This is a genomic window from Sorangium sp. So ce327, assembly GCF_051530205.1.
GTDB classification, from domain to species: Bacteria; Myxococcota_A; Polyangia; order Polyangiales; family Polyangiaceae; genus Sorangium; species Sorangium cellulosum_B.
In genome coordinates this window covers 5,530,053-5,549,102 of the sequence record NZ_CP150330.1, presented here as the reverse complement: position 1 = coordinate 5,549,102, position 19,050 = coordinate 5,530,053, and the positions used below count along the sequence as shown (strand labels likewise).

The 19,050-nt window shown below is 73.7% G+C and carries 14 protein-coding genes; 5 read left to right on the top strand and 9 right to left on the bottom strand.

What is annotated here, in order from left to right; genetic code table 11:
- Positions 1-197: 197 nt before the first annotated feature.
- The 4 genes from WME95_RS20730 to WME95_RS20715 all read right to left on the bottom strand — a co-directional run bounded on the left by WME95_RS20730 (position 198) and on the right by WME95_RS20715 (position 3,806).
- The gene (locus tag WME95_RS20730) at positions 198-692 is read right to left on the bottom strand and encodes a hypothetical protein (protein ID WP_437910126.1); all 495 of its coding nucleotides are present in this window, start codon (positions 690-692) and stop codon (positions 198-200) included.
- Positions 693-771: 79 nt separating this feature from the next.
- Positions 772-1,914, bottom strand: coding sequence for a hypothetical protein (locus WME95_RS20725; protein ID WP_437910124.1), 1,143 nt, complete (start codon positions 1,912-1,914; stop codon positions 772-774).
- Positions 1,915-3,186 carry a tetratricopeptide repeat protein gene (locus WME95_RS20720; RefSeq protein WP_437910122.1) on the bottom strand — a complete coding sequence of 424 codons (1,272 nt, stop codon included), beginning with the start codon at positions 3,184-3,186 and terminating at the stop codon, positions 1,915-1,917.
- The gene (locus tag WME95_RS20715; RefSeq protein WP_437910120.1) at positions 3,183-3,806 is read right to left on the bottom strand and encodes an RNA polymerase sigma factor; all 624 of its coding nucleotides are present in this window, start codon (positions 3,804-3,806) and stop codon (positions 3,183-3,185) included. Before WME95_RS20715 ends, WME95_RS20720 begins: the two co-directional genes overlap by 4 nt.
- A 321-nt stretch (positions 3,807-4,127) precedes the next feature.
- Between WME95_RS20715 and WME95_RS20710 the strand changes: the two genes are divergently transcribed.
- Positions 4,128-4,955 (top strand): SPOR domain-containing protein, encoded by an 828-nt coding sequence (locus WME95_RS20710; RefSeq protein ID WP_437910118.1) that lies wholly within the window; start codon positions 4,128-4,130, stop codon positions 4,953-4,955.
- Between the two features lie 46 nt (positions 4,956-5,001).
- Here WME95_RS20710 and nikR read toward each other — a convergent pair whose 3' ends face one another.
- Both nikR and WME95_RS20700 read right to left on the bottom strand, forming a co-directional pair.
- Positions 5,002-5,424, bottom strand: a complete 423-nt coding sequence (gene nikR, locus WME95_RS20705; protein ID WP_012236284.1) for a nickel-responsive transcriptional regulator NikR — start codon at positions 5,422-5,424, stop codon at positions 5,002-5,004.
- Positions 5,425-5,438: 14 nt separating this feature from the next.
- On the bottom strand, positions 5,439-6,557 hold the full coding sequence (locus tag WME95_RS20700; RefSeq protein ID WP_437910116.1) for a hypothetical protein: 1,119 nt from the start codon (positions 6,555-6,557) through the stop codon (positions 5,439-5,441).
- A 374-nt stretch (positions 6,558-6,931) separates the two neighbouring features.
- Between WME95_RS20700 and WME95_RS20695 the strand changes: the two genes are divergently transcribed.
- From WME95_RS20695 to WME95_RS20685, 3 genes are all read left to right on the top strand, one after another.
- Positions 6,932-8,125, top strand: coding sequence for an SPFH domain-containing protein (locus WME95_RS20695; RefSeq protein ID WP_437910114.1), 1,194 nt, complete (start codon positions 6,932-6,934; stop codon positions 8,123-8,125).
- Positions 8,126-8,267: 142 nt separating this feature from the next.
- Positions 8,268-10,127, top strand: a complete 1,860-nt coding sequence (locus tag WME95_RS20690; protein WP_437910112.1) for a protein kinase domain-containing protein — start codon at positions 8,268-8,270, stop codon at positions 10,125-10,127.
- 181 nt (positions 10,128-10,308) lie between these two features.
- Positions 10,309-13,356: a response regulator gene (locus WME95_RS20685; protein WP_437910110.1), complete on the top strand. Its 3,048-nt coding sequence runs from the start codon at positions 10,309-10,311 to the stop codon at positions 13,354-13,356.
- Positions 13,357-13,371: 15 nt separating this feature from the next.
- Here the strand turns inward: WME95_RS20685 and WME95_RS20680 are convergent, their stop codons facing one another.
- Genes WME95_RS20680 through WME95_RS20670 form a run of 3 tightly spaced genes read right to left on the bottom strand, consistent with a single transcriptional unit; the run spans position 13,372 to position 17,959 of the window.
- Positions 13,372-14,484 (bottom strand): ABC transporter permease, encoded by a 1,113-nt coding sequence (locus WME95_RS20680; RefSeq protein WP_437910108.1) that lies wholly within the window; start codon positions 14,482-14,484, stop codon positions 13,372-13,374.
- Complete coding sequence (locus tag WME95_RS20675; RefSeq protein WP_437910106.1) at positions 14,481-17,171, bottom strand: ABC transporter substrate-binding protein; 2,691 nt, start codon at positions 17,169-17,171, stop codon at positions 14,481-14,483. The genes WME95_RS20680 and WME95_RS20675 overlap by 4 nt, the downstream gene beginning before the upstream one ends.
- Positions 17,168-17,959: an alpha/beta fold hydrolase gene (locus WME95_RS20670; protein WP_437553997.1), complete on the bottom strand. Its 792-nt coding sequence runs from the start codon at positions 17,957-17,959 to the stop codon at positions 17,168-17,170. Before WME95_RS20670 ends, WME95_RS20675 begins: the two co-directional genes overlap by 4 nt.
- Before the next feature lie 476 nt (positions 17,960-18,435).
- Here WME95_RS20670 and WME95_RS20665 point away from each other — a divergent pair, with 476 nt between their 5' ends.
- Complete coding sequence (locus tag WME95_RS20665; RefSeq protein WP_437910104.1) at positions 18,436-18,933, top strand: MerR family transcriptional regulator; 498 nt, start codon at positions 18,436-18,438, stop codon at positions 18,931-18,933.
- The last annotated feature ends 117 nt before the right edge of the window (positions 18,934-19,050 follow it).

Sequence of the window (19,050 nt, the reverse complement as noted above, 5' to 3'; positions counted from 1 at the left end):
CGCCGACCACCCCGGAGAAAGTCGCCGCGTCTGGCGTTGGGTCGCCTCGAGCGTGCTCTTCACTCGGGGATCGTTGGAGGCTGGTTTGTGAGAAAATTTACGCCACTCGGCCAGCGCATCCAATGCGCCATGGAGGCGACGCCCGGAAGAAACGAGCGGGCTCTCCCCAGCGGGGCCAGGCTCGCCGACCTCCGCCTTCAGTCACATTGGTACTTCCACATGCAGAAGCCCTGTTCGTCCCGGAGGCCAGGCCCGTGGAACATGTGCCAGCACTCCATGCCGCTCGGGCACGTGGTGTTCGCGTCGCAGGGCAACTCGCAGACCGAGTTGCACACCGGCGTGGCGGTTCCGCTCGGCGGCCGCGGGCAGTCCTCCGCCGTTTCGCACTCGTAGTTGCATTGCGCCGCCAGATCACACCAGTTCGATCCATCGTCTTGTTTCTCGGCCACGTACGCGGCCCTGCATGTGCGCTCTGCGCCGTCCGGTTCACGATCCGGGCATTGCATACGGCCGAAGTTCCCGTCCTCGGGGGGGATGCAGGGAGCCCACGGCCCTTCGGTGGGCACCTCGACGGTGGTCGCCAGGTGGACTTCCACGATCGGATCGACATGGCGGTCGCCGCACGCCGCCTGTGCGGGCGCGAAGGCCGCCGACAAGCCAAGAGCCCAGAGCTTCGTAGCCGTGATCTTCATTGGGTCCTCCACGCCGCGCGCCGACGCGCCCGGCGTCAAGATGGTCTGCGCTGAGGTCACGGAAGCTGCCCATTTCGGCTCACGGCAACACGACCTCCACGCCGAGAGACGCGCCAAGGAACGGGCGACCCCACGTGTCGGTCGCGCGACCTGCGGCGTCGATCACGAGGCGCGGCACCGCGATCCCGGCGAGCAGGTGCTCGCTGATCCGCAGGTGTGGAGTCGGCGCGAACGAGAGCCCTGCGCGCAGGTACGTCGCGACCGCGTACGCGTCCTCCGACCTGCTGGCGTACCGGGGCGAGCGGCCTTCGCCCTCGACATGCAGCCAGGCGGCGGCGAGCCCTGCGCCGGCCGATGGCAGCCACGCGGCGTCGGTGGGGCCGAGCGGGACGCGCACCCCCAGGGCGGCGAGCGCTATTCGCGTGTGCCGCGTGCCCTCTTTGCCCTCACGGCTCGCGCTGGCGAGCGGGATCTGGACGAAGGTGGAGAGCCCCAGACGAGACCGGATCATCGCGTACCCCGACACGTCCAGCATCGGGGTGGCGGGCACGCCGCCTGCGCTCCACAGGATCGCCGGCGCCGCCCCGACGCCGAACGTCATCGGTGTGCTTCGGATTGCGCCTGGCCCGGGGGCCGGGGGAGGGGGCGGGCGGGAGGTGCCGTCGGCTCGCGGGCGCGCGGCGGCGACGGGCGCGGGCCTGGCGGGCGGTGGCTCTTGCATGTCGACGACGGCGCGAGCCTCGGGATCGGCTTCGACCTCGCCCTGCGACGGACGGGGCGAGCGCGCATCCAGGAGGCTCGCGCGCAGGAGCTCCACCGCGCGAACCGCGACCGTGGCTGGATCGTCGGCCATCACGGCGCTCTGGACCGATCGACCGGTCGCGCCACGGGCGATCGAGATCTCGACGCCACCCGGCACCTCCGTCACCCGGATCTCCGCCGCCGCTCCGGCCTCGCGCGCGCTCGTCTCGATCGGCCCCTGGGAGGGCGGCTCGGCGCCGCCCCTCACGACCACCACGGTGAATCCGAGCGTGGCGAGCTCGGCATACACGCGGGCCATGATGGAATCCGACCGGCGATCGGCGATCAGGACGACCTTCGTGCGTGGAGGCTCCGGCGGTGGATCCGGCGGCGCCGCGCGCGCTTCGGGTGCGACGAGGAGGCAGAGCCCGAGCGCCCAGCCTCCGCCGTGCGCCGCGCGATCCGGCCTTCGAGGCGGCATTCACTCCCCCTCGAGGAGATCCCTGGCGTGTGCGGCGTGGGGACCCGCCGGATACCGCGCCAGGTAGCGGCGCGCGGCGTCGCGGGCCTCGCTGGCCGACCCCATCGACTCCCGGCACTCGATGACCCTCCCGAGCGCTTCCTGCGCAAAGGAGCCGCCCGGTTGCTCTTCGAGGTACACGAGGAACCAGCGCTCGGCCTCGGCGTACGATCGCCGCTGGTCGAACGCCATCCGGCCGAGGTGGAAGGCGGCCTTCGCCGCCTCGCCCGAGCCCGCGAACCGGCTCCGCGCCGAGGTGAGCGCCGCCGCGGCGCGATCCGGCTTCCCGGAGAAGCGCGCGACGTCCGCGAGCGTCAGCAGATCCGCCGCGCTCGCGCGGGCGACGAGCCCGTCGAAGCCCTCGGCCTCGGCCGCCGTCATGGCCTCATGGTACCTGTCGCTGGCCACGAGATCGCGCCAGCTCGGCCGGCGAGGGGCGGCGTCCGCGGCCTTCGCCACGATCGCTCGCTCGCTGGCGCCGGTCGCCGCGGGGGCCGGCTCGGAGGCCGCCTGATCGATGCGCGTGGCGGACGGCGCAGGCGGCGCGGCGGCGCGCAGCTCCCCGCGCGTGAGCTCGAAGCGCTGCTCCTTGCAGAAGACCTCGAGCGTCTCTCCCGCGGCGACGGTGCGCCGCCCCCCCACGAGCGGCCCCGACACGGCGACCGATCCTTCCCGCAGCACCAGCTTGAGCTGCTCGCTCGCCGGGGACCAGCTCAGCTCGAAGCGCGTGCCTGTGACCAGCACGTCGAACGGGCCGACGTCGAAGCTCCAGGCGCTCGTCGCGGTGTGCGTCACCGTCGCGGTCAGCCGGCCGCCTTCCAGCAGCACGCGCGCGCCATGTGCGTCGGCGGCCACCACGCGCGCCCGGGCGTTCGCGTCCAGCGCCAGGGAGGTGCCGTCCGAGAAGGCGACCGCCAGAGGAGCATCCGCGCTGGCGGCGATCCACGCCCCGACCCGACCTCGCGCCGAGCCCACCGCGAACGAGAGCGACCGCGACGAGGGGAGCAGCACGAGGAGCAGCGCCGCACAGACCCCCGCCAGCGCCACGAGGGCCGCGGGCGCGATCCACCGGGGACGCTTGGGGCCGATGCGCGCGGCCCTGGGACGGGAGGATCCGCCGGCCGCGATCTCCAGGAACCGTCGGCGCGCGCCGTCGAGATCCTGCGCCGCGAGCTCCTCATCCTGGGCCCGGCGGAGCTCATGAAGACGATCGAACGGGGGACGATCGCTCATGACGCGCCTCCCTTCAGCCACCCCTCGAGGGCGGGCTGCTCCCGCGCCGCCTCGAGGAAGTGGACCTCCGCGCGGGCCAGCCTTCGCTTGATGGTCGCGAGCGAGACGCCGCACGCGTCGGCGACCTCCTGGAGATCCATGCCCTCGATGCGCCGCAGCGCGAACGCGATGCGCTCGTCGGCCGGGAGCCGCTCCAGGGCTCGATAGGTCGCGCGCAGCGCCTCGTGGGCCTCACCTTCGTACGGGGGCTCCACGAGGGGTGGGAGCTCGTCGGGGGCGAAGAAGAGGAGCCATTTCCGGCGCGCGCGTCGCTGGATGCAGGTCCGCGCCGTGAACACGGCGACCGAGGTGATCCACGCCTTCAGCGCCGCCGGATCGCGCAGGGTGTCGAGCGAGGACAGCGCGCGGACGAAGGCGTCGTGATGCGCGTCGGAGAGGTCGCGGCTGCCGCCGAGCACCCGGCCGAGGACGCGGAGCACGTGCCCGGAGAAGCGCTCGTGGAAGGCGGAGAGCGCGGCAGGATGCCTCGCGCGGAGGCCCTCCACGAGCGCCTCGTCGCTCGCATAGGCGACCACGCCGAGCCTTCGCGGGGGCGCGAGCGCGCTGGCGCGCATCACCATGATCGTGGGGCTCCGCTGGGAATGACCGAACGCCTCCTGCCGCCTCGTGATCCGATCGGCCCCCTTGAGTCACGGCAGCGCCGCGAGACGGCTCACAGCGGACGAATCTCACGGGGATCGGCCGGCCAGCGCCCGCCCGGCGCCAGCCGAGAACTTTCTCCGCGCGCGCCGCGCATGCGAGGCTGCCCGGCCCCGCCGAAGCGCGCGCTCACCCGAGAGCGCTCGTCCAGAGACCGGACCCATCCGGGAGATGTGGGATAAAGTAGCACACGAAAGTTGTGGGTCGCCGGCCGGGCAGGGTAGACGGGGCGAGGAGGACGCATGAGGCGCAGCAAGGGCGAGAGCATGGACACCGGGGCGGTGCGGAACCTCGAGGAGATCCAGGAAGAGGATCCCGGGGCTCGCCCGTCGCGCGCGGGCGCGCTGGTGCTGGCCTCGCTCGGCGGGGCGTGCATCGTCTTCGCCGCGGTGGCGCTCCTGCGCGCCCCGCAGCGCGAGCGGCCGGTCACCGCCGATCCGCTCGGCGATCTGGTCGCGCGCACCCACCCGGCCGGCGTGAAGCCGGCCCCGCGCCCTGCCACGATCGGGGAGGACGTGACCTTCCCCGCGGTCCTCTCGGACGCGGAGCACCCGACGACCGCGCTCGAGGCCGTGCGCGATCCGCGGGCGGCCAAGGCGGCCACCTCCGCCGAGGCGCCGGCCGCGGAGCCCCTCCCGCCGCCTGCCGCGGACCGGCTGCCCGTGGTCCCGCTGCCGGCGCAGCACGTGCTCGGGCCCTCCGGCGGCGAGGCCGCACCGAACGACACGCTCACGGCGATGGCTCGCCACGTGTCGCGCGAGGAGGGGCCGGAGACCGAGCGGGGAGGGCCTGGCAGCTACCAGCTCCAGGTGAGCTCGTTCAAGGACCCCACCGACGCCGAGAATTTCGCGGCGGCCCTGCGCCGGCGCGGGCACAAGGCGTACGTCGAGCCGGCGTACGTCAAGGGCCGCGGCCTCTGGCACCGGGTGCGCGTGGGCCCCTTCAAGTACAAGCGCTCGGCCGTGATCTACCGGCAGGAGTTCGAGGCCAAGGAGCGCCTCGTGACGTTCATCGTCGACCCGCCCAAGACCACGGTCAAGGTGGCTGACAGCTCCGGCGACGACGCGTAGATCGGGCGCTCTGGAGAGCCCTCCTCCATCGGCGCGCCGCCCCTCGCTACCGGCGCGCCGCCCCCGGGAGCGCCGCGGCCGGCGTGAGCGCGCAGGACAGGACCCCCTTGGCCCCGGCGAGCTGCCCGGCGAGCTCGGACAGCTCCTGCCCGCGGCCCTTCAGCACCATCACCTGGAGCAGCCGGGCCGCGTCGAGGCGGACCAGCAGGCTGGAGACCAGAGACCCGGCGCGCCGCTCCTCCAGCTCGGAGATCCGCAGCACGAGCTCCCGCACCTCGGGCTCGTAGACGAGCGTCAGCGTGGCCGCCACCTCGGCCCCCTCGTCCAGCGCGGCGCGCGTCAGGTCCGCGCGGACCAGATCCCGCAGCGCCTCCGAGCGGTTCTCGTAGCCCTGCGCGGTGATGCGCCGATCGAACTCGGCCAGCAGCGCGCGATCCATCGCCACGCCGAAGCGGACCAGGTCGCTCATCGCTCGTCCCCCGTTCAGCTCTTGCGCCGCTCGAGGTGCCGCCGCGCGGCGTCCTTCACCGGCGACGTCACGTTCTTGCTCTTCGCGATGCCCCGGAGATCGGACTCGCGCAGGTGCTGGACCAGCCGCGTCGCGACGAGCACCGGCGTCCTCGGGTTCTCGACGAGGTTCCGCTTCACCGTGTAGCTCTTCAGCCACTCGGGCGTCGTCGAGATGATCCGCAGCACCTCGTCCGAGATGTTCCGGTTGCGGCTGATGAGGACGACCTCCTCCTCCTGCATCTGCGGGCTGCGCACGGCGGCGCTGGCCACGAGGCGGTTCGAGTCGCGCACGAGCAGCATGCGCTCCTCGCGCGAGCCGAGCATCGCCCGCCGGATCCGCTGCGACATGGTCATGTCGGCGAGCCGCTTGTAGAGCGGGACGTACTGCTCCTTGATCGCCTCCTTGCCCTCCTCGTCCTCGACGTGGGTGTCGACCGGCTCGTCCGCGGCGAGCGCCTCCGCGAGCGCCTGCGTCTCGCTGAACAGCACGTCGTCCGGCGTGGGCTCGGGCGACGGCTCCGCGATGAGCTCGTCCTTGATCGCGACGCTGACCTCGCGCCACGCCGGGATGCCCGTGAGCTCGACCCCGTTGCGGGACGCGAGATCGACGAGGCGGTCGGCGGTCGACATCCGCGTGTTCTTGTTGAGGTAGAGCTTCTCGATGACGCGCGGGTTCTTGAGCAGCCGCTCCTCGTTGACGGCGATGAGCTCCGTCACCGCCTCGTCCCCGGTCCGCGCGAGCTCCTCGAGCGTCTCCGCGGCGACGCCCGGCATCGCGAGGAGCCTCTCGACGACCGGGAGGCGGTCCGCGTACACGCGGGCCAGCCGGTCGATGACCGGCGGCTGCAGATCCGCGCCGAGCGCCCCCTGGAGCAGCGGCTCGGGGAGCGCCGCCAGCGTCTTCTCCGCGGCCTCGCGGGCCGGCTCCTCCTCGCGCGACGCGAGCAGCACGAGCACCGTCACGACGTCGCCCGGCTTGAGCCCGGGGGCGATGCCGCGCGCCGCCATCTCCCTGAGCTTCTGCGGCGCGCCCGGCTGCGCCAGCTTCTGCGCGGGCGCCGAGAGGGCGCTGACGTCGATCGGCGCGGTCATCGAGGCGCCCTCGCCAGCGCGGCCCCGTGCCAGGAGGACGAGCGCTTCGGCTGCCGAACGGCGGAGCTCGGGATCCCGGAGGACGCGGGCGACGCAGGGGACTCGGGTGACTCGGATGACTCGGGTGACGCCAGCGGCTCGACCAGAGCTAGCAGAGCAAGCGGAGCAACGGGCATACGGTCCTCCCGGCGGGCATTGCTGCCCTGCGATCTGCGGATTATCCTGAGGCCGCTGTGTGCCTGAAAGGCGCGGCGATCGTCAACGGAGAACGAACGGCGCGGGCCCTGCGCGCCGTCTGCCGGAATGAAGCCCGAGCCCGGGGGGCAGGGGACCGGCAGGTCCGTCACACCCAGCACACCGAAGAGGAGCGCGACATGGGGATTTTCGATTTCGTGAAGAGCGGCGTCCGCGAGATGATGATCGCGCGCCCGGACGCGGCGAAGCATCTCATCGTCTACAAACATCCGGACCAGAACATCCCCTTCTGGTCGCAGCTGACGGTCGACAGCGATGAGTGTGCCCTCTTCTTCAAGGACGGCAGGTACATGGGTTACCTGCCCACAGGGCGCCACACGCTCCAGACCCAGAACATCCCGTTCCTGAACAACCTGGTCAACAAGTTCACGGGCGGGGACGTCTTCATCGCCGAGATCTTCTTCGTCAAGACGCAGCCGGTCCGCGGCGTGCCGTTCGGCGGGCCGCTGGAGTCGATGGAGGACCCTACCCTTTACGAGTTCGTGACGCCGCGCATCTTCGGTGAGTTCTCGCTGGTCGTGGTCGATCCGGTGCGGTTCGTCGTCGGGTACCACGGGCAGTGCGGCGGCAGCGGGGACAACGACGTCGTCCTGAGCTGGATCAAGGGCAAGTTCTTCATGAGCGTGAAGACCGTGATCGGTCAGGTCTGCGCGCAGCAGCAGAAGAGCCTGCTCAACCTCGGCGGCATGAGCATGGAGCTCGGCGCCCGCATCGTGCAATCCGCGCCGAACCTCGAGGAGATCGGCTGCAAGATCCTCGAGATCGGCAACTTCAACATCAACTTCTCGGCCGAGGACCAGAAGCTCCTCCGCGAGGCGAACAAGGCGCGCGGCGAGGCGCGCCGCGGCATCGGGGTCGCGCAGGACACCGCCCGCGCGAAGCAGTTCGAGCTCGATCAGCGGTTCCAGCAGGACGCGCGGTACGTGCAGCAGCTGGCGGGCAACTGGCAGAACTACGCCGCCGGCCAGGCGATGATGGGCGCCGGCCAGGGCATGGCGCAGGGCGGCGACGGCAGCGGCGTCGCGGGGCTGGGCGCCCAGGTGGCGATCGGCGCCGGCCTGGCGCAGGCGATGAACCCCGCGCTCGCCGCGCAGGGCCAGCCCCAGTTCGTGCCGCCCCACATGCAGCAGCCGGGGGCGCCGCAGGGCTACCCGGGGGCGCCGCAGGGCTACCCGGGCGCGCCGCAGGCTGCCCCCGCCGCAGCCCCGTCGATCGAGCAGCGCCTGGAGCGCCTCGGGGAGCTCAAGAGCAAGGGCCTCATCACCGACGAGGAGTTCCAGGCCCGCAAGGCGAAGATTCTCGAAGAGATCTGAGTCCTTACCAGGCGGCGCCGGCCGCCGCGCGCGGCGACCCGCGGGGGGGGCGCTCCACGGCGGTCGCCAAACTGGCGCCATCTGATCCGAACCACTGAGCGCGCTTTCGGCTAGACTCGATGGGGTGCCAGTGACGCTCCGCATGGCCGGGGATGCTCAGCCCGAGATGACCGCCGGCGAGTCCGAGGCTGCCGAGCTGTTCCATCGGGAAGACATCCCGCGGCTGCACGGAGACGACTCATTTGCCCAGCCTCCGGCGCGCAGCGATGTGCCACCAGCGCGCAGCGACGCGCCGCTGCGCAGCGACGCGCCGCTGCGCAGCGATGCGCCGCCGCGCAGCGAGTTGCCGCTCCGCAGCGATGTGCCGCCGCGCGGGGAACCACTGCCAGCGCACGTCGACGCGCGCCCGGCGCTCCCGCCGCTGCCGGCGCTCCCGCCGCTGCCGGCGCGCTTCGACGGACCGGCCCGCCGGGGGAAGGTGAAGCAGACCCCCCGCGCGCGGCGCTGCCCGACCTGCAAGCAGACCTTCTCCGGCGACTCCCGCTTCTGCCCGTTCGACGGCGATCCGCTCGCCGACGCGCCCGACTGGAATCCATCGGCCGATCCGATGCTCGGGCGCACCATCGACGGCCGCTACGAGGTGCAGGCGGTGGTGGGGGAAGGGGGGATGGGGACGGTGTACGAGGTGCGCCACAAGTCGCTCGGCCGCCTCTTCGCCCTGAAGGTGCTCCGGCACGACATCGCGCAGGACGCCGAGCTCGTCGCCCGCTTCATCCAGGAGGCCAAGGCGGCCGCGGCGATCGGCCACCCCAACATCGTCGCGGTGAGCGACTTCGGCGCGATCGAGGTCGAGACGGGGCAGGCAGAGCTGCCGTTCTTCGTCATGGAGTTCCTCTCCGGGACCTCCCTCGCGTCGCTGCTGCGCACCGAGAGGACGCTGCCGGCCGACAGGGTCGGGCAGATCATGCTCCAGTGCGCCGCCGCGCTCGGGGCCGCGCACTCGGCGGGCGTCATCCACCGCGACCTGAAGCCCGACAACGTGTACCTCGTCCGCAACGGCGATCAGGAGTTCGTCAAGCTGCTCGATTTCGGCGTGGCGAAGGTGACCGGCGGCAAGCGGCTCACGCGCATCGGCATGGTGTTCGGGACGCCGCACTACATGAGCCCGGAGCAGGCGGAGGGGAAGCGCATCGACGCCCGCGCCGACATCTATGCGCTCGGCGTCCTCATGTACGAGTGCTTCGCGGGGCGCGTCCCCTTCGAGGCGGACACGTACATGGGCGTGCTGACCAAGCACATGTACATGTCGCCCGAGCCGCTCGAGCAGGTGATGCCCGACGCCACCGCGCTCGGCGCGTTCGGCCCGATCGTCATGCGCTGCCTCGCGAAGAACCCCGAGGAGCGCTTCTCCTCGATGGCCGACCTCGTCGAGGCCATCGAGCTCGCCCTCGATCCGCCGGGCCGCGTGACCTCCGTCGCGCCCCCGGGCGAGCTGCCTCGCCACGAGTCGGTACGGCCGCGCGCGTACGAGTCGATGCGGCCGCGCGCGACCGAGTCGATGCGGCCGCGCGCGACCGAGGAGATGCTCGCCCCGGTCCAGGCGCCCGCGGAGCCGTCCGAGCCGCTCTCGATGGCCGCGCGCGTGGCGATCGCGCTCGCGGCGGTCCTCGTGCCCATCGTCATCGCCCTCGGCGTCCGCGCCTTGCGCGCCTCGACGCCCGAGGAGCTGCCCGAGGTCGCCGCCGCCGAGGCTCCCGGCGGCGCCCTCCCGGCGGAGACGGCGCCCGCCAGGGCGATCGACGAGCCGCCCGCCGCGCCCGCGGCCGCGACGGCGGCGCCCGCGCCGACCGCGCAGGAGCCGCCCCGCACCCAGGGCACAGCCGCCCCGATCCCGGCGAAGCCGACCGCGGCGACGGCCCGTCCGTCGGCGACCGCGGCGCCCACGGCCTCCATGGTAAGGCCGCAAGCAACCGGCGATATCGTCGATCCCTGGAAGCGCTGATCGCCCGATCGGCGCGCGACGAAACCTGGCCTTCCCAGCCGTCCTGTGTGCACGATGGACGACGTCGATCACCGGGCCCGCGGCCGCGGGACAAGCGATCGACGGCAGCGGCGACGCTCAGGGCGGAGCGCTTGACAGCGTCCGTTCGGGCTCGCCATCCTTCGCGAGGCGGAAACCTCTAGTGGCCAAGCAACAGCTCCTCCTGGTCGACGCGGATCCGCGCAGCGTTCGGGTCCTCGAGGTCAGCCTGAAAAAGGCCGGTTACAGCGTGACCACCGCGAAGGACGGAGCGGACGCTCTCGCGAAGCTCGAGGTCTCCACGCCGGACCTCGTCCTCAGCGACACGCGCCTCCCCAACGTGGACGGATATGCCCTCGTCCGCAAGATGAAGGAGCGCGCCGACTGGGCCTCGATCCCGGTCGTCTTCCTGACGAGCCAGCGGTCCATCGAGGACAAGATCCGCGGGCTGGAGCTCGGCGTCGAGGACTACCTCACCAAGCCGATCTTCGTGCGTGAGCTCATCGCGCGCGTGACGCTGCTCCTCGCGCGGCGGACGCGCGAGGGGATCACGACGCGCCACTTCTCGACGACGGGGCGGACCAGGTTCTCCGGGTCGATCCTCGACATGAACGTCGTGGATCTGCTGCAGACGTTCGAGGTGAGCCGGAAGAGCGGGATCGTCCACCTGTCGCACGCGGACAACGAGGCCCAGGTCTACTTCCGCGAGGGCAAGGTCGTCGACGCGACGCTCGGCCGGCTCTGCGGCGAGGAGGCCGTCTACCGCGCGCTGCTGTGGAACGAGGGGACGTTCGAGGTCGAGTTCTGCAAGGTCGACAACCCCGACGGGATCGAGACGTCGACGCAGGGCCTCCTCATGGAGGGCATGCGCCGCGTCGACGAGTGGGGCCGGCTCCTCGAGGCGCTGCCGTCGCTCGCGACCGTGTTCGAGGTCGACAGCGAAGAGCTGCTGGAGCGGCTGAACGAGATCCCCGACGAGCTGAACGGGATCCTGCGCCTGTTCGACGGCAAGCGCACGCTGATGCAGGTGGTCGACGCGTCCCCGTTCGAGGATCTCTCGACGCTCTCGACCATCTCGAAGCTCTACTTCGAGGGGCTGCTCGTGCCCGCCGCCGCGCTCCCGCCCGACGACGTGGTGCCGAGCGAGCCGGAGGCGGCGTTCCACGACGAGTTCTCGCCGCTCTCGTCGCCGTCGAGCGCGCGGCGCTCCAACTCCAACTACCCCGAGGGGAGCCCGGGGAACGCCGGCCCCGACGACCTCGAGGACGCCGCCGTGGTCCCGGCGCCGCTCTCGAACCGGGTCTCTCCGGCGGTGCTCCCGCGCTCCCGGCCCGGTCACGAGCTGCACGCGCCGGCGGGGGACCCCGACGCGGAGTCCCCCGGGCGCCCCGTGACGACCCGCAGCGCGGTGCACGGGCCAGGGGCGGTCGGCCGAGCGGCCAGCGCGAGCGCCGCCGTGGCGCGATCCGCGCCGGAGGGGGCGCGCGCGCCGTCGGAGCCGCCGCGGAGCGCCGTGTCGGCCGCGACGGCGCGCTCCGGCGCGGCGGGTGGCCGCGCGCCGTCGGAGCCGCCGCGGAGCACCGTGTCGGCCGCGCCGGCGCGCGCCGGGGCGACAGCGGGCCGCGCGCCGTCGGAGCCGCCGAGGAACGCCGTGGCGCGCCCTGTCGCGGCGGGTGGCCGCGCGCCGTCGGAGCCGCCGAGGAACGCCGTGACGCGCCCTGTCGCGGCGGGTGGCCGCGCGCCGTCGGAGCCGCCGAGGAACGCCGCATCGCCTGCCGAGGCCGCCCGGGTCACGCGGCCGCGCGCCGAGGTCGATCTCGACAAGGACACCACGCTCGCGAGCAGCGATGAGGCCCCGCTCACGCGACCGCTCGTGACGCCGCGCAGCTTCGCGCAGAAGCAGCGCTCCACGAAGAGCGACAGGCCCGTGGCCGCGGCCGGTCCCGCCGAGCAGCGCGTTCGCTCCACGCCCCCCGAGGCGCCCGCAGCGGCGCCTCCCGAGCCCGCGGCGCCACCCGCGCCTGCGGCAGCGCCGCCTGCGCTTGCGGCGGCAGCGGGCGTCGCGCTGCCCGCCGGAGAGGAGCGCACCCCGGCGGCGTCGACGAGCCCCACGCTGCGCCCCCGCCCGCCGAGCGACGCGCCGCCGCCTGTCGCCGTCCCGCGCGCGCCGGAGCGTGCGCAGGCGCCGCAGCCCGTCGAAGCGAAGGCCGGGGAGGCGCGCCCGATCGTGGCCCCCCCGCCGCTGCCGGACGCCGCGCCGGCCGGCGCGGCCCCGGCGGCGAGCCTCGCGGCGGCGCCGGACGACGCGCCTCCTGGCGACCGCGGGCCGATCAGCGAGAGCGAGCGCTTCTTCCTCGGCGGCGGGGTGGACGCGCCGGAGGGGATCGCGGCGCAGGAGCATCCCTCGGCCGAGGACGCCGACACGACCGCCGGCGCGGTCGAGGCCACGCTCTTCGGGCCCCGCCACGAGGAGCGCCGTGCCCGCACCGCGCGGATCGTCGCCGGCCTGGTCACCGCGCTCGCGCTCGGGGCCGCCGGCGTGTGGCTGGTCGGCCAGACGGGGCGCCCCGTGCCAGCGGCCCCGGTCCATGCGCCCTTGCCGGAGGAGGGACCGGCGGGGCAGCACTCCGCGGCAGTGCCTGCAGCGGCCATGGCCGCGTCGGAGCCGGAAGGAGAGCCGGCGGCCGCCGCCGCGGCGGGGCTCTCCGCAGCGACCCCCGCCGACGCCCCGGCTGGCCAGCCGGCCGCGCCGGCCTCCGCGAGCGCGCGGGCGAAACCTGCCGCGGCGAGCCCCGCGCCGGCCGGAGCGCCCTCCGAGCGCGCTTCGCACGCGCCGACCACCGACGCGGCGCCGCCGAGCGCGGCGGCGACCGCGGGCCAGCCGGCCGCACCGGCGCGGGAGCCGGAGCCCTCGGCTGCCCCGCCCGCGTCCGCGCCTGCCGCGCCTGCGCCTGCCGCGCCGGACGAGGGCGGGCCCCTCTCGACGCGCGTGATGCGCGCCCTGGAGTCGGGGCAGACCGGCAAGGCGGTGCAGCTCGCGCAGCAGCTCACGGCCGCCTCCCCGGGGAGCGCCGCGGCGTGGCACCTGCGCGGCGCCGCAGAGCAGGCGGCCGGGCGCGGCGGGCGGGCCTCGTTCCGCAAGTGCGCCGAGCTCTCCTCGCCCGAGTCCTCGCTCGGCGCCGAGTGCCGCGCGCTCGCCGGCATGCCGTGAGCGTGAGGTCCGCGCTCAGCGCGACCGCGACCTGAGCCGGGGATCGAGGGCCAGGGCCGCGAGATCGAGCGCCACGGTGGCGAGCACGATGGCCGCCGCGGAGAAGAGCACCGTCCCGACGATGAGCGGGCCGTCCCGGTTCTGGAGCGCCTCGACCGCCATGCTCCCGACGCCGGGCCAGCGGAAGAGCTTCTCCGTGACGATCGCGCCGCCCGCCAGCGCCCCGAGGTCGAGCGCGGCGAGCGTGGCGAGCGGCAAGAGCGCGTTGCGAAGCGCATGGACGACGAGCGCGCGCAGGCGAGAGGCGCCCTTGGCCCGCGCGGTGCGGATGAAGTCCTGGCGGAGCAGCGTCCGGAGCTCCTCGCGGACGATGCGCGCGTAGAGGGCGCTGCCGAACACGCCGAGCGTCAGCGCCGGCAGGACGAGGGAGCGCAGGTGATCGGCCGCCGTGACGCCGTACCCGTCGTAGGGCAAGAGCTGGAGCTTGTAGGCGAGCACGTACTGGAGCGCGGGGCCGATCACGAAGGTCGGCGCGCTCGCGCCGAGCAGGGTGGCGCCGAGCGCCGCGTCCTCCCAGGCCGTCCCGCGGCGGATCGCCGCGACGATCCCGAGCGAGAGGCCGAGCAGGAGCTGCACCAGCAGGGCGGCCAGCGCCAGCTCGACGGATCGCGGCACCTTCGCCTCGAGCAGGTCCACGACCGGCTTGCGGTAATGGAAGCTGTAGCCGAGGTCGACGTGCAGGCCGAGCGGCCCCGCCGCGCAGCTGCGGTGCTCCGGATCGGCCCGCGCGCCCGCGCGGGCGCCAGGGGCTCCGCCGTCGCCTACCCCCGCGGGGCCGACGTGGACGAGCCGCCGGACGAACCGCGCGAACTGCACGGGGACCGGGCGATCGAGCCCGTGGATGGCCCGCGCGCGCTCGAGGTCCGCCGCCGAGGCCTGCGGCCCGACGAGCATCCGCGCGGCGTCTCCCGGGAGCAGGTACGCTATCCCGAACGAGACGGCGGTGACCCCCGCGATGACGATCGCGGCCCAGCCGAGGCGCCGGAGCAGGCGCGCGAGCGCGGAGCCCACCGCGGAGGCGCGGCCCGGGCGGGGCGTGGAGGCACGGCGCGCGCGCGTGGTGCTCATCGGGGGAGGGCCGCGCGCGCGAGCAGCGCGCGGAGCGGCGTCGCGGTTCGTGGCGCGGCGGCGCGCGGCCCTCCGCCGGCCGCGGGCCGCGCGGACGGGTCGAGCCAGACCTCGTGGAGGCGGGACATGAGCGCGGCGGCGCCCTCGTGGCCGCGCACGTAGGGGTGCCAGAGCTCGAGCTGCCGCGCCGTGTACGTGGGCACCCACGGCGCGCGATCGCGGACGATGCGCTCGGCGCGGTCGTAGAGCGCGAGGCGCCGCGCGCGATCCTGCTCGGCGTGGGCGGCGTCGAGCGTGCGATCGAGCTCCTCGTCGCTGAAGAAGGCGTAGTTCTGCGAGCCCTCGTCGCGGATGGCGCGCGTGGAGAGCGTCGGCTCGAAGACGCTCGCCGGGTCGGGGAAATCGGCCTGCCACCCGACCCAGCCCATGGGGACGGCGCGGCGCCGCGAGGCTTCGGCGAGGTAGGTCGCCCAGCTGACGAGCCGCAGGCGGACGCGGAGGCCGATCCTGGCGAGCTGCTGCTGGACGATCTCGCCGATCGCCTGCTCCAGCGTGTCCGGGACCGCGATGTAGTCGATGACGCCCGGGTAGCCGCCCCTCCCGGTCGCCGGGTCGTACGGGTAGCCGGCCTCGGCCATCTGCGCGAGCGCGCGCGGGAGGTCGTGCTGCCGCATCGGCGCGTCGCGCGGGGGGCCCGGGATCGACGGCGGCAGCACCCGGTCGAGCGCGAGCAGATCGGGGCGCACCTTCTCCAGCACGGTGGGGTCGAGGGCGAACGCGACGGCGCGCCGGACGGCGATCTGGTCGAACGGCGCGAGCTCGGTGTTGAGGAAGACGGCGTTCGTCCTGTCCCGCGTCACCCAGCGCCTGCGCCCCTCCCACCCGGGCGCGGCGCGGTAGGCCGCCGCGTCGATCGCGGTCAGATCGCGCAGGACGTCGAGCTCGCCCTCCTCGAACTTGTAGCGCTGGGTCGTCGCGCGCACGCCGGTCTGCCACGCGATGGCGTCGAGGTACGGCAGGCCCGGGCGGAAGTACCCCTCGTGGCGGGCGAGCCCGATGCCGCCGTCCTGGTCCCACCGCGCGACGCGGAACGGGCCGGCGCCGCACGGCGGCGGCGGGCTCGCCGCGTCGACCGTGGCCCCGGACGAGGGGCACACCGGCGCCATGAACGCGAGCGTCATGAGGGGCAGGAACGTCGCGTCCGGCGCGCGCAGATCGATCGCGACGGCGTGATCGCCGAGCACCCGCACGCCGGCGAGGTGCGGCGCCGCGCCCGCGTGGTACTCGGCGAAGCCCTCGATCATGTCGTACTGGCTCGCGCCCGGGCTCGGCGTCCTCGGGTGGAGCGTCCGCTCGATCGAGCGCTTCACGTCGGCGGCGCGGAGCTCTGCGCCGTCGTGGAACCGCACGCCCTCGCGCAGCGTGAAGACGTACGTCCGCCCGCCGCGCTCCACCTCGATCGCGCGCGCGAGATCGGGCGTGATGCGGCCGCCCTCGTCCCACGTGACGAGGCGGGCGAAGACGAGCTCCGCGACGGTGCTCGAGAGCTCGTCGTAGGCGATCGCCGGATCGAGCGCGCGCGCGTTGACCGTGGTCGCGAGGCGCAGCGTCCCGCCGCGCACGGGCGCGCCGGGCGCCGGCTCGCCGCCGAGGGGCGCGCGGACGCCGCCCGTCGAGCCGCCCGAGAGCAGGAGCAGCGCCGCGCCCGCGACGAGCAGATCGACCGGCAGGCGGCGGCCGCGCGGGAGCGCCGCGCCGGCCGGATCGAGCGCGTCGCGGAGCCCCTCGCTCGCGCGGTGGAAGCCGAGCACGGCGAGCACGATGGCGAAGCCCGGCGCGGCCACAAGCAGCGGCCTTACCCCGAGGTACGGCTCGGCCTCGTGCAGCATGCGGCCCCAGGTCGCGGTCGGCGGCTGCGCGCCGACGCCCAGGTAGCCGAGGGCGGCCTCCGCGAGGATCATCTGCCCGGCGCTGATGGTCGCGAGCGCGAGCAGCGTCCCGCCCACGTTCGGCAGGACGTGCCGCCGGACGATGTGCAGCGGCCCCGCGCCGAGCGCGCGCGCCGAGGCCACGAAATCGCGCTGCGCGAGCTCTGCGGTCTTGGCCCGGACGACCCGCGCCGCCCCGGTCCACCCCGTGAGGCCGAGCACGAGCAGGATCGTCCCCACGTCCGCGCGCCCCACGGCGACGCCGATCGCGGTCACGAACAGGAGGTACGGCAGGGCGAGGATCACGTCGACGAGCCGCATGAGCGCGCCGTCGAGCGCGTCCGCCCGCGTGCCGGCGGCCATGCCGGCCGTGACGCCGACGAGCGCGCCGAGCCCCGTGGCGAGGGCCGTGGACGAGAGCGCGACGGCGAGGGAGAGCCGCGCCCCGTGCGCGAGGCGCGCGAGCAGGTCGCGGAAGAGCGGGTCCGTCCCGAGCCAGTGGGCGGCCGACGGCCCGGGCGGCGCGCCGGAGGCGTCGCGGGCGAGGGTGAAGTCGCTCGCGTTCGGGTCGTGGGGGATGACGGCCGGCCCCACGGCGGCGAACAGCGAGAGCAGCGCGACGATCCCGAGCCCGAGCAGCGCCGAGCGGTCCCCGAGGAACCGCCGCGCCGCGTCCTCGCCGAGGACGGCGCGCCCCGCGCGCCCGGCCGCTCGCGCCGCGCCGCGCGAGAACCGAGCCCAGCGCGCCGCCGCCGTCACCGCTTCCCTTCGAGGAACTGCGTCACGAGCGCGACGAACTCCCCCGGCCGCTCCTCGTGGGGCGAGTGCCCGGCGTCCATGATCTCGAGCATCGCGCCGGAGATCTCGCGGGCGAGCCGCTGCGCGCTCGCCGCCGGGAAGATGCGATCGTCGCGCCCCCACACGACGAGGGTCGGCGCCGTGATCCGGGTAAGGCGCGCCACGACGGGGCGCGCGTCGAGCACCGCGCGCATCACCGCGTGGGCGCTCTCGCGCGCCGAGGGGGCGTTGAAGAGATCGTAGTGCCGGTCGACGCGCGACAGCGGCACGGCCGCGTCCGCCCGGAACACGTCGTCGCGGAAGTACGACCGGAACGTGCCGCGGCCGTGGAGCTGCTTGAAGACGATGCCGCCCACGACCGGCAGGAGCGGGAGCTTCATCTTGAAGCTCATCGGGAACGGGTAACAGAGCGCGTCCTCCAGGACGAGCCGCTGCACGAGCTCCGGGTGGTTGGCGGCCAGCGTGATCGCGACGGCGGCGCCCATCGCGTGGCCGACGAGGTGCGCGCGGCCGACGCCGAAGGCGGCGATGAGGTCGGCCACGGCCTCGGAGAACGTCTCGATGCCGTAAGCGTACCGCGCCGGGCTCGGCTTCTCGCTCTCGCCGAAGCCCGGGAGGTCCGGGGCGATGACGTGGAACCGCTGGGCCAGCGTGTCGATCACGTCATCGAACTCCAGGTGGCTGACGAGGAAGCTGTGGATCAGCAGCAGCGCCGGGCCGTTGCCCGCGCCGGCGACCAGGACCCGCATCCTGACACCCCGGGCGGTGACGTCCCTGATGACGCGTTCGACGGGTCGGGGGGCGGCGGGAGAGGCCGAGCCCCGACCCTCGCTGGCGAGGGCTTTGGCCATGGTGGCGGCGAGACTATCAGCCCTTTTGTCTGAAAGGACCGATGTGTGTCAGGGTACGGGGCATGCCGCTGCACGAGCCCCGCTGGGTGTCGGGCGCCCCCCTGCTCGCACCCATTGCACCGCGCGTCGTTTTTTTCCCACCCCGGCCCCCGACCCGCGCCGTGCCGGGCGGGCCGACGCGTCGCTCCTACGGACGAAAAATGTCCGAGGTATGTCAAGAACCCCGGCAAAGCACCGCGTCTCGCGACAGCCACACAATAATCGTAGTCGCGTCAATTGACTGTATTCCATTCAGTGGAATAGAGTCGCCCGCGTCGGTTGGGTAGGGCCTCCGGCGATCGATGGGAGGACCGGTGCAGAGGATCCCTGAGGAGGTGCTTGATCGCATCGAGCGGGAGCACGCCCAGGGGATCACTTCGAGCGATATCCTCGAGCTGTTCGCGGCTCATGGCATCAAGTTCAGCGAGGCGACGCTCCGGAAGTACGTGCAGCTCGGCTTGCTCCCGCGAAGTGTGCGGGTGGGGCGCAAGGGCAAGCACCAGGGCTCGCAGGGGATGTATCCGGCCACGGTAGTCCGCCAGGTTCAGCGCATCAAAGAGATGATGGCCCAGGACTACACCATCGAAGAGATCCAGCGTGAATTCCTGTTCGTGAGAGGTGATATCGAGGAGCTCGAGCGCACGATGACCAAGGTCTTCAATGCGCTCAGGGATGCCGCCAAGGAGAGGCGGAGCGAGACGAGCGGCAGGGCGATAGCCCAGGACCTCGCGAGCGCAGAGTCGCTCGCGCGGGAGCTCGTCTCCAAGCTGGCGTTGATAGAAGAGCGCTTGATGGCGCAAGCGCGGCTCACGAAACAGGCGGCTTCCTCTTGAGGGGCCGAGTCGCGGGGCTTTCGTCGTCGTGAAGTACATGGGGCCGCGGGCGCGGCCCCACCTGGGTTTGATGCGATCGACGGGACGGGCATCGGCTCGTTTCGTCGCAATTTTTTA